Raw genomic sequence first — 12,389 nt, forward strand, 5'->3', positions numbered from 1 at the left:
CCATGGACCCCTCACCCAGTTACCTTGCCGCCAGCTACTTCGCGGACGCCGGCCTCGTGCTGTTCGCCCTGCTGCTGGTGTTGCTCAACGGCTTCTTCGTCGCCGCCGAGTTCGCCATCGTGCGCCTGCGCGCGACCAAGGTGGAGAGCCTCGCCGATGCCCACGGCTGGCGAGGGCGCATCCTGCGTACGGTGCACGCGCAGATGGATGCCTACCTCTCGGCCTGCCAGCTCGGCATCACCCTCGCCTCGCTGGGCCTGGGCTGGGTCGGCGAACCGGCCTTCGCCCACCTGCTCGAACCGCTGCTCGCCGCCGTGGGCGCGGACACCCCCGCACTGGTCCACGGTATCGCCTTCTTCGCCGCCTTCTCGATCATCTCCTACCTGCACATCGTGGTCGGCGAGTTGGCACCCAAGAGCTGGGCGATCCGCAAGCCGGAGCTGCTCTCGCTGTGGACGGCGGTGCCGCTGTACCTGTTCTACTGGCTGATGTACCCGGCGATCTACCTGCTCAACGCCAGCGCCAACGCCATCCTGCGCATCGCCGGCCAGGGCGAGCCCGGCACCCACCACGAACACCACTACAGCCGCGACGAACTCAAGCTGATCCTGCACTCCAGCCGCGCCAGCGACCCCAACGACCAGGAGATGCGCGTGGTCGCCTCGGCGGTGGAGCTGGGCGAACTGGAGGTGGTGGACTGGGCCAACTCCCGCGACGACCTGATCTTCCTGGAGCGTAACGCGCCGCTGGAGGAAGTCTTCGAGGTGTTCCGCCGGCACAAGTACAGCCGCTACCCGGTGTACGACGAGAGCAGCGGCCTGTTCACCGGCATCCTGCACATCAAGGACCTGCTGCTGCACCTGTCGCTGCTGGAGATGCTGCCCAGCGCCCTGCGCCTGGACGACCTGGTGCATCCGGTGGAGCGGGTACACAAGCACCTGCCGCTCTCCACGCTGCTCGAACAGTTCCGCCAGGGCGGCTCGCACTTCGCCCTGGTCGAGGAGGCCGACCACAAGGTGATCGGCTACCTGACCATGGAAGACGTGCTCGAGGCACTGGTCGGCGACATCCAGGACGAGCACAAGAAGGCCGAGCGCGGCATCGTCGCCTACCAGCCGGGCAAGCTGCTGGTGCGTGGCGATACCCCGTTGTTCAAGATCGAGCGCCTGCTCGGCGTGGACCTCGACGAGGTCGAGGCCGACACCCTCGCCGGCCTGGTCTACGACACCTTGAAGCGCATGCCCGAGGAAGAAGAGCTGATCGAGACCGCGCACCTGCGCATCATCGTGAAGAAGATGAAAGGCCCACGCATCGTCCTCGCCAAGGTGCTGGCGCGCGGCTGAGCCGCGCGCGCCTCACCCCCGCAGGATCAGCTCCGCCGCCTTCTCGCCGATCATGATGCACGGCGCGTTGGTGTTGCCGCTGACCAGCGTCGGCATGATCGAGGCATCGGCCACCCGCAGGTTGGAAAGGCCGCGCACCTTCAGCTGCGGGGTGACCACCGCATCCTCGTCGCTGCCCATGCGGCAGGTGCCCACCGGGTGGAACACCGTGGCGGCGTTCTCGCGCAGATGAGCGAGCAGTTCCTCGTCGCTCTGCACCTGCGGCCCGGGCAGCATCTCCGCGCCACGCAGGGCGTCGAAGTCGGGTTGCGCGAGAATCCGCCGGGCCAGCTTGACGCCCTCCACCAGCACCTTGCCGTCTTGCGGGTCGGCGAGGAAGTTGAAATCGATCACCAGCTCGCCCTGCTGGCCCAGGCTCACCGTGCCACGGCTCTTGGGGCGCAACACGCAGGTGTGGATCGCATAGCCGTGGCCCCACTCGAACAGCCGCCCGCGATGGCTGCGGTAGCCCGGCACGAAGTGCATCTGCACGTCGGGCAAGGTTTCGGCCAGGGGCGTGCGGGCGAAACCGCCAGCCTCCACGTAGTTGGTGGTCAGCCAGCCCATCTTGCGCGCCAGGTACTGCCAGGGAGAGGCCAGCACCTTGGGCAGCGAGCCGAGGGAGAAGCCCAGCGACAGCGGACTCTTCGAGCGCACGGTGACCAGCCCGTCGATGTGGTCCTGCAGGTTCTTGCCGACACCGGGCAGATCGACCCGGCAATCGACGCCGACCGCCTCCAGCTCACCACGGGCGCCGATGCCCGAGCGCAGCAGCAGGTGCGGCGTGCCCAGTGCGCCGGCGCAGAGCACGGTTTCGCGCTCGCAGAGCAGTTCTTCCTGGCGGCCCTCGCGGCTGATCTGCACGCCGCGGACGCGCTCGCCATCGAGCAGCAGGCGCTGCACTTCGCAGCCGGTCAGCACTTCGAGGTTGGCCCGCTCGCGCACCGGGTGGACGAAGGCGCGGTAGCTGGAGAGCCGTTTTGCATCCTTCTGCGTCACGTTGTAGACGCCGGCTCCTTCCAGGGTGGCGCCGTTGAAATCGTCGTTGCGCGCCAGACCGATGCGCCCGGCGGCGCTCACGTAGCGTTGCGACAACGGGTTGGGATCGCGCGGGCGATCCACCAACAGCTCGCCGTCGCGGCCGTGGTAGTGCTCCGACTGGCCCAGGCGATTGCCTTCGGAACGCTTGAACAGCGGCAGCACGTCCTTCCAGCCCCAGCCGGGGCAACCGGCAGCTTCCCAGCGGTCATAGTCGCTGGCGTCGCCACGGATGTAGATCATGCTGTTCATCGAGCTGGAGCCGCCCAGCGCCTTGCCGCGCGGGGTGTGCAGCCGGCGCCCGGCGAGGCGCTGCTGCGGCGCGGAGAAGTAGTTCCAGCTGAACACGCGGCTCTTGTACAGGGTGATGGTGCCGGCGGGCGTCTGCACCCGCGGACTGGCGTCATCGCCACCGGCCTCGATCAGGCACACGCGCACCGCCGGGTCGGCGCTCAGGCGGTTGGCCAGTACGCAGCCGGCCGAGCCGGCGCCCACGATCAGGTAGTCGAAGGAGCGGCTCAATGTACGTGCTCCAGGTCGTCATGCAGCAGGTCGAGGATGTGCCGTTTCATGCGGATGAATTCCGGCTCCATCACCAGGTCGACGTGGCGCGGGCGCTCCAGCGAAACCTCGAGCACCTCGCGGATGCGCCCAGGACGGGCGCCCATCACGTAGATGCGGTCGGCCAGCAGGATGGCCTCGTCGATGTCGTGGGTGACGAACACCACGGTCTTGCGGCTGCCTTCCCAGACGCGCAGCAGCAGTTGCTGCATCTGCACGCGGGTCTGGCTGTCGAGGGCGCCGAAGGGTTCGTCCATGAGCAGGATCTGCGGGTCGTTGGCCAGCGCCCGGGCGATCGCCACGCGCTGCATCATGCCGCCGGACAACTGCTTGGGATAATGGTTGGCGAAACCCGCCAGGCCCACCTCACCGAGGTAGTACTCGGTGATGGTATTGATCTCGTCGTCCGGCAGGCCACGGCGGCGCAGGCCGAACTCGATGTTGCGACGCACCGTCAGCCAGGGGAACAGCGTATAGCTCTGGAACACCATGCCGCGGTCGGCGCCCGGCCCCTCGACCCGCTGGCCGCCGACGTAGATGTCGCCGTCGCTCGGCTCGTTGAGTCCGGCGGTGAGGTACAACAGGCTCGACTTGCCGCAGCCGGAAGGGCCGACGATCACCGCGAACTCGTTGTCCGGCACCTCGAAGGAAACCCGATCCAGCGCGGTGAAGGTCTCGCCGGAGGGCGAGTGGTAGCGCAGGCTGACGTTGTCCACGCGCAGGCGCGCTTCGCTCTGGGCGTAGGCCACCAGCGGCGGCATCGGGTTGGCTTTCTTGACTACATGGCCCATGCGGCGACCCTCAGACGAAGCAGGCGGAAGAACTGGTCGGTGAGCAGACCGAGGATGCCGATCACCGCGATGGCGAGGAAAATCACGTCCACCTGGAAGCCACGCATGGCCTTCAGGCTGATGTAGCCCAGGCCGCTGCTGGCGGCGACCAGCTCGGCCACCACCAGGTAGGTCCAGGCCCAGCCCATGGTGACCCGCAGGGTGTCCAGCACGCCCGGCAGCGAAGCCGGCCCAAGGACGTGCATGACCACGTCACGACGGCTGGCACCGAGGGTGTAGCTGGCATTGACGAGATCCTTCGAGACGCCTTTGGAGACGTCGGCGATCATCACCAGTTGCTGGAAGAAGGTGCCGAAGATGATCACCGCCACGCGTTGCTCGATGCCGATACCGATCCAGAGGATGAACAGCGGTACGAACGAGGTGACCGGCAGGTAGCGAATGAAGTTGACCAGGGGTTCGAGGAACGCCTGGACGATGCGGAAGCTGCCCATCAGCAGGCCCAGCGGCACGGCCACCACGGCAGACACCAGGAAGCCGATCAGCACCACCTGCACGCTGGCCGCCACGTGGACCGCGAGGGTGCCGTCACGACTCAGGCGCACCGCCGCCTCCAGCACCGCGCCCGGCGTCGGCAGGAACATCGATGGCACCAGACCGCCGTAGGAGAACAGCGCCCACAGGCCGATGACGACCACCCAGCACGTCAGGCTCACGACCAGCGTGAAGCCGGTGGGCAACGCCGTCTTGGGACTCAGGCAGCGTTGCAGCAGGGATTTTCCAGTGGCCATCGCGCCACCTCCACTTCATTCGAATCACAGGAAAGCCCCGCGGGATGCGCGGGGCCGAGGAGGGGAAAGTCGACTCAGGGACGCAGGAAGCGGGTGTCGACCAGCTCCGGATAGCGCGCGCTGACCGGATGACCGAGCAGCTCGGTCCAGGTCTCGCCCGCCAGGTTGATGACGTCGGCGATGGTCCCGGGCTTGTCGGCCGAGCCCAGCAGCGTCTCGTTCATCGCCTGGTCGTAGAAGCGCACGCCCTTGGCGGCTTCGGCCAGGTCCTTGGGATCGGAGAGATAGCCACCGACGCCCTTGGCCATGATTTCGTAAGCCTTCTCGGGATTCTGCTTGAGGAACTCGACCGCCTTGTACAGCCCCGAAACCAGTGCCTTGACGTCGTCCGGCTGGTTCTCGATGACGTCGCAGGACAGCGCGACCACGTCGACGATCACACCCGGGGTGGAGGCGCTGTCGATCAGCACCTTGCCGGCGCCGCGCTGGCGCGCCATGGTCAGGTTCGGCTCCCAGGTCACCGCCGCCGGCAGGTGACCGGCGATGAACGCGGCGGCCGCGTCGTCGGCGGTCATGTTCTGCACCTGCACGTCGTCCATGCTCATGCCGTGCTTCTTCAGCAGGTAGGAGAGCCAGAACTGCGAGACGGCCCCTTCGTTGACACCGACCAGCTTGCCCTTGAGGTCCTCGATCTTCTGGATGTCATCGGAGACCAGCAGGCCGTCGCCGCCGTGGCTCTCGTCAAGGGCCACCACGGACTTGAAGCAGAAGTCCTTGGAGCGGTACTTCATCACTTCGTCGATGGTCGAGGCGGAGCCGGACAGCTTCCCGGACGCTTGCGCAGCCATGTACATGGATGCTTCCTCGATCACCGAGAAGTTCACGTCCAGGCCCTGCTCCTTGAAGTAGCCCAGGTCGCGGGCCAGGTACAGCGTGCCGTAGCCCACCCAGGTGGTGTGGCCGATGTTCAGGGTGCCGGCCTGAGCGGTGGCACAGAGACCGGAGGCCAGGAGGGCACAACCGGCGTAACGGACAAAACGATTTCGCAAGGACTGGATCATCGAAAAGGCACTCCCTCGGCCTGTGGATGAAAGACTCGTCGGCAGGGGATCAACAAGATTGGGCATCGACATGGCCTCTGCTGGGCGAGGCCTCGTACGCTCGGCGGACATGGCGCCGAAGTTCATTCGTCAGGTCGATGGTGGCGGAAGCGACAAGCCAGGAAAATTATTAAAAATGTCGCCGCAAGCCATGAAAAAGCTGTCCATCAGCGCGTCTTGCAGGCACGACGAAGCAGCACCCAGGCTTGCCGCCGGGTGCTGCGGATCAACCAGCGATCAGAGCAGGCCGAGCTCGCGGCCGGTGCGATCGACCGCGCGGCGGGTCTTCTCCACCAGTTCGTCGAGCTCCGCGTGGCTCGCCACCAGCGCCGGCGCCATGATCATCCGGCCCAGGGTCGAGCGAATGATCAGCCCCTCGTCGAAGCCGACGGTACGGCAGTGCCAGGCGATCTCGTCCTCGTTGGCGAAACGCTTGCGGGTGGCCTTGTCCTCGGCGAACTGCAGCGCCGCGACCAGTCCGGCACCCTGGATGTCGCCGATCAGCGGGTGCTCGGCGAAGGTTTCGCGCAGCAGTTTCTGCAGGTAGGGGCCGGTATCGGCCTTCACCGTCTCGACGATCTTCTCGTCACGCAGCGCGGTGAGGTTGGCGATGGCCACCGCAGCGGCCACCGGGTGACCGGCGTAGGTCAGCCCATGGGCGAACACGCCGCCCTCCTGCACCAGCGCGTCGGCGATGCGTTTGCTCAGCACCAGGCCACCCATGGGGATGTAGCCGGAGGTCAGGCCCTTGGCGATGGTCAAGGTGTCCGGCTCGAAGCCGAAGTGCTGGTGGGCGAACCACTCGCCAGTGCGACCGAAACCGCCGATCACTTCGTCGGCGCAGAGCAGCACGTCGTATTGGCGGCAGATGCGCTGGATTTCCGCCCAGTAGCTGGCCGGCGGGAAGATCATGCCGCCGGCCCCCTGGAACGGCTCGGCAACGAACGCCGCGACGTTCTCCGCACCCAGTTCGAGAATCTTGGCTTCCAGCTCGCGGGCGGCCTTCAGGCCGAAGGCCTCCTCCGACAGCTCGCCGCCCTCGGCGAAGTAGTACGGCTCGCCGATGTGCGCGAAGTCCGGCAGCATGCCGCCCATCTCGTGCATGAAGCCCATGCCGCCCAGGGCCGTGCTGCCCAGGGTGGAACCGTGGTAGCCGTTCCAGCGGCCGATCATGATCTTCTTCCGCGGCTGGCCGACCACCTGCCAGTAGCGCCGCACGCTGCGGATCAGCACCTCGTTGGCCTCGGAGCCGGAGTTGGTGTAGATGGCGTGGCTGTAGTGCTTCGGCAGCAGGCTGAAGAGCAGCTCGGAGAGCTCCACGACGCGCGGGTGCGTGGTCTGGAAGAACAGGTTGTAGTAGGCCAGTTCCTCCAGCTGGCGGCTGGCGGCGGCGTTCAGGTCGGCGCGGCCGTAGCCCAGCGCCGTGCACCACAGGCCGGACATGCCGTCCAGGTAGCGCTTGCCTTCGCTGTCCCACAGGTTGAGCCCCTGGCCCTTGCTGATCACCAGCGCGCCCTTCTCGTTGAGCTGCTTCTGGTCGAGGAAGGCGTGAATGTGGTGAGCGGCATCCAGGGCCTGGTATTCGCGGGTAGTGTGCTGCGCAGTGCTCATCGTGGTTTTCCGTCGTTTATTGTCGTTGGCCGCGGCGGCATCGCTCAGCGCAACTGGAACCAGGTGGTCTTCAGGTGGGTGTACTTATCGAAGGCGTGTAGCGACAGGTCACGGCCGAAGCCGGACTGGCGGGCGCCGCCGAAGGGTGTGGTGACGTCGAGGGCATCCACGGTGTTCACCGACACGGTGCCGGCGCACAGGCGCCGCGCGACACGGTGGGCGCGGTTCAGATCGTCCGTCCACAACGAGGCGGCCAGGGCGTAGATGCTGTCATTGGCCAGGTGCACGGCTTCCTCTTCGCTATCGAAGGGAATCACCGCGAGCACCGGGCCGAACACCTCTTCCCGAGCCAGACGGCTGTCGGGCGCCACGTTGGTGAAGAGGGTCGGCTCGATGAAGTTGTCCGAGCCGTTGATCGTCAGTTGCCGACCACCACAGGCGAGCGTCGCACCAGCGGCCTCGGCCTCGCGGATGAAGTCCATGATCCGCGCGGTCTGCCTCGCTTCGACGATGGCGCCGGCGCTGCTCGCCGGGTCCAGCGGATCGCCCGGCAGCCAGGCCTGGGCCTTGGCCAGCAGGCGCTCGACGAAAGCATCGTGGATCTCGCGCTGGACCAGCAACCGGGAATTGGCCGAGCAGACTTCGCCCTGGTTGAAGAAGATGCCGAAGGCCGCCTTCTCCGCGGCCAGGTCCAGGTCCTGGCAGTCGGCGAACACCAGGTTGGCGCTCTTGCCGCCGCATTCGAGCCAGACCTGCTTGAGGTTCGACTGCGCCGAATAGCCCATGAAGCACTTGCCCACCTCGGTGGAGCCGGTGAAGGCCAGGCAGTCCACGTCCATGTGCAGGCCCAGGGCCTTGCCGGCCTGCTCGCCGAGACCGGGCACGACATTGAACACCCCCGCCGGAATCCCCGCCTCGAGCGCCAGTTCGGCCAGCCGCAGCGCCGAGAACGGTGACTGTTCGGCGGGCTTGAGCACCACCGAGTTGCCCGCCGCCAGGGCCGGCGCGAGCTTCCAGGCAGCCATGTCCAAGGGGAAATTCCAAGGTACTACCGCCGCGACCACGCCCAGCGGCTCGCGGGTGATGGTCGCCAGCGAACCGGGCGCGGTCGGCGCGACCTGGTCGTAGAGCTTGTCGAGGCTTTCCGCGTACCAGCGGAACACGCCAGCGGCGCCGGGAACGTCGATGCTCCAGGCGTCCATCACCGGCTTGCCCATGCTCAGCGAGTCGAGCAGCGCCAGCTCGTCGCGGTTTTCCAGGATCAGCTCCGCCAGGCGCAGCAGCACCTGCTTGCGTTCCGCCGACGCCAGGCCCGCCCAACGGCCGGAAACGAAGCTGCGGCGTGCCGCCCGCACCGCCAGGTCGACCTCGGCCTCGCCGCAGGCCGCCACCTTGGCCAGCAGGCGCCCGGTGGCCGGGTCGATGGCATCGAAGGTTTGCGCAGCGCCCACCCGACGCCCGTCGATGAGGGCGCTGTCGATGAACGGCTGAGTGGCAGCGCGTTGCCGCCAGTCGTCGAATGCATGCACGGCTGATTCTCCTTCGTACGCCTTCGCTACGCAGGCGTGGCTTGTCGAGTGGCGATGGTCGCGCATGCCCGGGGTGGGCGAAAACCATTAAAAATATCTTCGAGCCTTAAGGAAAAGCTCGCTACGTCCGCACCAAACGAAGGCAAAAGAGCCATTACAGTGCAGGGATTCGCACCACCGGGAACCATGGCTTTCGCAGGCCATTGCCGATCCTGCCAGGCGCGCCCGCTGCCTGCCCGGCCGGCATCCGCCGGTGAGAACGACTCTTGCAGGCGAGAACCGCAACGGGCGCTGCGCCCTCCCTGAAGTTCGGAGAAACATCCGCTGTGGCCGCCTATACCCTTCGCCAACTCAAGTATTTCGTGACGACCGTGGAGTGCGGCAGTGTGGCCGAAGCCTCGCGCAAGCTGTACATCGCGCAGCCGTCGATCTCCACCGCGATCAAGGGCCTGGAGGAGAACTTCGGCGTTCAGCTGTTCATCCGCCACCATGCGCAGGGGGTTTCCCTGACCCCCGGTGGTGCACGCTTCTACCGCAAGGCCCAGGAGCTGCTGCGGATGGCCAAGGAGTTCGAGCAGAACGCCCTGGCCGACAACGACGTAATCTCCGGGCAAATCGATATCGGCTGCTTCGAGACGGTCGCGCCGCTGATCCTGCCCAAGCTGATCGCCGGCTTCGGTAAACGTTACCCCGGCGTGGAAATCCGTCTGCGCGACGGTGAGCAGCATGAACTGGTGCAGGGCCTGACCGCTGGCGCCTTCGACCTGACGCTGCTCTACGAGCACGACCTGGACGCGACCATCGAGACCGAAGCACTGATGGCACCGCAGCGCCCCTATGCACTACTGCCGGCCGATCACCGCTTCGCCCGGCAAAAGAGCGTGTCCCTGCGTGACCTGGCGCTGGAACCGATGATTCTGCTCGACGTGTTGCCGAGCCGGAACTACTTCGTCAGCATCTTCAACGAGCTGGGGCTGAACCCGAACATCGTGTTCAGCTCGCCCTCCATCGAGATGGTGCGCGGCATGGTCGGCCAGGGGTTCGGCTTCGCCGTGCTGGTCACCCGGCCGCACTGCGACTGCAGCTACGACGGCCAGCCACTGGCGATGGTGGACCTGCAGGAAGACGTGACCGGCTCGGGACTCTCCGCCGCCTGGCTCAAGCGCGCCCAGTTGACCAAGCCGGCGCAGCTGTTCGTCGACTACTGCAAGGAGCACTTCGCCGAAGCCAAGGCCGAGTGACGCGCCTCAGGCGCCCCTGCTCATCCGAGGGGAAGGCGGGGCCGCTACGGCCCCGCCGGATGGAGCTCAGGCCGCGCTGAACAGGCGGTGCGGGTCGATGACGAATTTCTTCGGTACGCCGGCATCGAACTCGCCGTAGCCACGCGGGGCGTCGTCCAGGCTGATGACCTGCACGCCAACCACTTCAGCGATGTTGATGCGGTCCCACATGATCGCCTGCATCAGTTGGCGGTTGTACTTCATCACCGGGGTCTGGCCGGTGTGGAAGCTGTGCGACTTCGCCCAACCCAGGCCGAAACGGATGCTCAGCGCGCCGTTCTTCGCCGCCACGTCCACCGCGCCCGGGTCCTCGGTCACGTAGAGGCCGGGGATGCCGATCTTGCCGGCGACACGGGTCACCTGCATCAGCGAGTTGAGCACCGTCGCCGGCGCTTCGCTCTGCGAACCGGTATGCCCGTGACCACGCGCCTCGAAGCCCACCGCATCCACCGCGCAATCCACCTCGGGCTCGCCAAGCAGGTTGGCGATCTGCTCGTGCAGCGGGGTGTCCTGGGACAGGTCGACCACCTCGAAGCCCTGCGCCTTGGCGTGCTGCAGGCGTGCGGGGTTGAGGTCACCGACGATCACCACCGCCGCACCGAGCAGTCGCGCCGAAGCAGCGGCGGCCAGACCTACCGGACCGGCACCGGCGACGTAGACGGTACTGCCCGGGCCGACGCCGGCGGTCACCGCGCCGTGGTAGCCGGTGGGGAGGATGTCGGAGAGGCAGGTCAGGTCGCGGATCTTCTCCATCGCGCGGTCGCGATCGGGCAGCTTGAGCAGGTTGAAGTCGGCGTAGGGCACCAGCACGTACTCGGCCTGGCCACCGGTCCAGTCGCCCATGTCGACGTAACCATAGGCACCGCCGGCGCGCGCCGGATTCACCGTCAGGCAGACGCCGGTGTGCTGCTCCTTGCAGGAGCGGCAGCGGCCGCAGGCGACGTTGAACGGCACCGAGACCAGGTCGCCGATCTTCAGGTTCTCCACGTCGCTGCCCTTCTCGATCACCTCGCCGGTGATCTCGTGGCCCAGCACCAGGCCGACCTGCGCCGTGGTGCGCCCGCGCACCATGTGTTGGTCCGAGCCGCAGATGTTGGTGGATACGACACGCAGGATGACACCGTGCTCGATCTTGCGACCGCGCGGGTCCTGCATCTTCGGGTAATCGATCTTGCGGACCTCGACCTTGCCGGCGCCGAGGTAAACCACACCGCGATTGTCAGCCATGCTGCTGTTCTCCTGTTGTTCTTGTAGAGACCGGGGCGCAGGCACCGGCGAAGAGAGCTGGCGCGCTCTGTCCGGACTTTCGGGGGTGGCAGGCCGGGCGAGTGCCAGCCCCGAGTCTAGCCACGGGCAATGCGCGCATCGCCACAGGCACGACCGCGAGATATCCGTTTGCGCCACGCGGGTGCGCGCCGGATGCCTGCGCGCAATAGACGCCCCCTGGTAGGTCGAAGAGCGGGCGAGCAATGAGGCAGAGGCGCCCTCGCGCCAACGGCGACACGCTGAACTAGGCTTACGCCACCTTCCTCAGCAGCGGTGACCAGGGCATGAACATCCAGCAGAAATTGATCGCCAGCGGCGTGCTCAGCATCGCCGCCGCTGCGGCACTGGGCGGTATTGGCTTCTGGGGCCAGACGCAACTGGCCGACGCCCTGACGCAGACCCAGTTGAGCGCCAGCGCCCTGCGCAACCACCTCGAGGGGGACATGATGCATGACGCCCTGCGCGCCGACGTGATGGCCGCGCTGGCCACCGAGCCGGGCGACCAGGCGGGCGCCGAGCAGGTGCGCCAGGACCTGCGCGAGCACGCCGACTGGTTCAACCGTGCGCTGGCTGCCAACGCCGCCCTGCCATTGCCGGAGACCATCCAGCGGGCCATCGCCGAGGCACAACCGGCCCTGGCGGCCTACATCGCCGCCGCCGAGCAGATCGCCGGGCAAGCGCTGCAGGACCCGCAGGCCACACGCCAGCAGATGCCCGAGTTCATGCGTAGCTTCAACGAGCTGGAGACCCGCAACGAGACCCTCAGCGAACTGATCGAAGCCCAGGTGAACAACGCCGAACAGGCCGGGCTACACGCCGTGCAACGTGCCGGTCTGTACTTGCTCGGTGGCCTGCTGCTGGTCTGCCTGCTGCTTTCGATCATCACCTGGAAACTGATGCGCAGCATCCTGCAGCCGCTCCGCCAGGCGATCGCTACCGCCCGCCGCATCGCCTCGGGCAACCTGCGCCAGCGCATCGACGTAACAACCCACGACGAGGCCGGTCAGCTGTTGGCCTCGCTCGCGGAAATGCAGGGCAGC

The 12,389-nt window shown here is 66.8% G+C and carries 9 protein-coding genes and 1 pseudogene; 3 read left to right on the top strand and 7 right to left on the bottom strand.

What is annotated here, in order from left to right:
• Positions 1-2: 2 nt before the first annotated feature.
• Positions 3-1,343 carry a hemolysin family protein gene (locus ACYRGX_RS02580; protein ID WP_473055057.1) on the top strand — a complete coding sequence of 447 codons (1,341 nt, stop codon included), beginning with the start codon at positions 3-5 and terminating at the stop codon, positions 1,341-1,343.
• A 12-nt stretch (positions 1,344-1,355) separates the two neighbouring features.
• Here ACYRGX_RS02580 and ACYRGX_RS02585 read toward each other — a convergent pair whose 3' ends face one another.
• The 6 genes from ACYRGX_RS02585 to ACYRGX_RS02610 form a co-directional block, all read right to left on the bottom strand.
• The gene (locus ACYRGX_RS02585) at positions 1,356-2,942 is read right to left on the bottom strand and encodes a GMC family oxidoreductase (protein ID WP_473055058.1); all 1,587 of its coding nucleotides are present in this window, start codon (positions 2,940-2,942) and stop codon (positions 1,356-1,358) included.
• Entirely contained in the window at positions 2,939-3,742 is an 804-nt protein-coding gene (locus ACYRGX_RS02590; protein WP_473056619.1) for an ABC transporter ATP-binding protein, read from the bottom strand. Before ACYRGX_RS02590 ends, ACYRGX_RS02585 begins: the two co-directional genes overlap by 4 nt.
• 17 nt (positions 3,743-3,759) lie before the next feature.
• The gene (locus ACYRGX_RS02595; RefSeq protein ID WP_473055059.1) at positions 3,760-4,563 is read right to left on the bottom strand and encodes an ABC transporter permease; all 804 of its coding nucleotides are present in this window, start codon (positions 4,561-4,563) and stop codon (positions 3,760-3,762) included.
• 74 nt (positions 4,564-4,637) lie between these two features.
• Positions 4,638-5,624, bottom strand: coding sequence for an ABC transporter substrate-binding protein (locus ACYRGX_RS02600; RefSeq protein WP_473055060.1), 987 nt, complete (start codon positions 5,622-5,624; stop codon positions 4,638-4,640).
• A 276-nt stretch (positions 5,625-5,900) separates the two neighbouring features.
• Positions 5,901-7,274 carry an aspartate aminotransferase family protein gene (locus ACYRGX_RS02605; RefSeq protein WP_473055061.1) on the bottom strand — a complete coding sequence of 458 codons (1,374 nt, stop codon included), beginning with the start codon at positions 7,272-7,274 and terminating at the stop codon, positions 5,901-5,903.
• A gap of 44 nt (positions 7,275-7,318) precedes the next feature.
• Positions 7,319-8,803: an aldehyde dehydrogenase gene (locus tag ACYRGX_RS02610; protein ID WP_473055062.1), complete on the bottom strand. Its 1,485-nt coding sequence runs from the start codon at positions 8,801-8,803 to the stop codon at positions 7,319-7,321.
• A gap of 326 nt (positions 8,804-9,129) precedes the next feature.
• Between ACYRGX_RS02610 and ACYRGX_RS02615 the strand changes: the two genes are divergently transcribed.
• Entirely contained in the window at positions 9,130-10,044 is a 915-nt protein-coding gene (locus ACYRGX_RS02615; RefSeq protein WP_473055063.1) for a LysR family transcriptional regulator, read from the top strand.
• Between the two features lie 66 nt (positions 10,045-10,110).
• Here the strand turns inward: ACYRGX_RS02615 and fdhA are convergent, their stop codons facing one another.
• Positions 10,111-11,310, bottom strand: a complete 1,200-nt coding sequence (fdhA, locus tag ACYRGX_RS02620) for a formaldehyde dehydrogenase, glutathione-independent (RefSeq protein ID WP_473055064.1) — start codon at positions 11,308-11,310, stop codon at positions 10,111-10,113.
• A 323-nt stretch (positions 11,311-11,633) separates the two neighbouring features.
• Here fdhA and ACYRGX_RS02625 point away from each other — a divergent pair.
• A pseudogene (locus ACYRGX_RS02625) lies at positions 11,634-12,383 on the top strand (HAMP domain-containing protein); the annotation flags it as partial.
• Between the last annotated feature and the right edge of the window lie 6 nt (positions 12,384-12,389).

It is taken from the genome of Pseudomonas sp. R4-15 (genome assembly GCF_055768815.1).

Bases quoted from the DNA above. Each gene is read 5' to 3' on its own strand.
- ACYRGX_RS02600 (WP_473055060.1), bottom strand. From the start codon at position 5,624: ATGATCCAGTCCTTGCGAAATCGTTTTGTCCGTTACGCCGGTTGTGCC.
- ACYRGX_RS02595 (WP_473055059.1), bottom strand. From the start codon at position 4,563: ATGGCCACTGGAAAATCCCTGCTGCAACGCTGCCTGAGTCCCAAGACG.
- ACYRGX_RS02580 (WP_473055057.1), top strand. From the start codon at position 3: ATGGACCCCTCACCCAGTTACCTTGCCGCCAGCTACTTCGCGGACGCC.
- ACYRGX_RS02605 (WP_473055061.1), bottom strand. From the start codon at position 7,274: ATGAGCACTGCGCAGCACACTACCCGCGAATACCAGGCCCTGGATGCC.
- ACYRGX_RS02590 (WP_473056619.1), bottom strand. From the start codon at position 3,742: ATGCCGCCGCTGGTGGCCTACGCCCAGAGCGAAGCGCGCCTGCGCGTG.
- fdhA (WP_473055064.1), bottom strand. From the start codon at position 11,310: ATGGCTGACAATCGCGGTGTGGTTTACCTCGGCGCCGGCAAGGTCGAG.